The 545-nt window shown below is 77.1% G+C and carries 1 protein-coding gene; it reads left to right on the top strand.

The window, feature by feature from the left end; translation table 11 throughout:
- Positions 1-163: 163 nt before the first annotated feature.
- The coding region (locus tag BN4575_RS22715) for a sugar phosphate nucleotidyltransferase (protein WP_176716455.1) at positions 164-545 on the top strand (382 nt) is incomplete at its 3' end.

Genomic DNA, 545 nt, shown 5'->3' on the forward strand with positions numbered 1-545 from the left:
CGGCGCGGCTCTGGCGCGGCGCGGCGGACGGCGACGCCTCGCTGCGGGTCGTCCCGCTCGGCCTCGCGATGGCGGCCCACGCGCAGGCGCTGCCCGGCCCCTCCTGACGAGACCCCTCGCAACCGTGCGGCACTCCTCGACGTGTCACCCTGAACGATCGCCCATGAGCTCGACCGAGACCCCCGTCCACGTCCTCATCCTCGCCGGCGGCGCGGGCACGCGCTTCTGGCCGGCGTCGCGCGCCGCGCGCCCGAAGCAGCTCCTGCCGCTGCTCGGCGGCGAGCCGCTCATCACCGCCACGGCGCGCCGGGTGCTGCCGCTGTGCGCCCGCGGGGGGAGCGACGGCTGGGAGCGCATCTGGATCGCGACCGGCAAGCACCTCGTGGCGCCCACGCGCGCCGCGCTGCCGGACGTCTCCGAGCGGCGCCTGCTCGTCGAGCCTGTGCCGCGCAACACGGCGCCGTGCATCGGGTGGGCGGCGGCGACCATCGCGCGCGAGGACCCGGACGCGATCGTGATGGTGCTCCCGAGCGACCACCACATCG

The organism is Aeromonas sp. EERV15, from assembly GCF_900079845.1.
GTDB lineage: Bacteria > Pseudomonadota > Gammaproteobacteria > Enterobacterales > Aeromonadaceae > Aeromonas > Aeromonas sobria.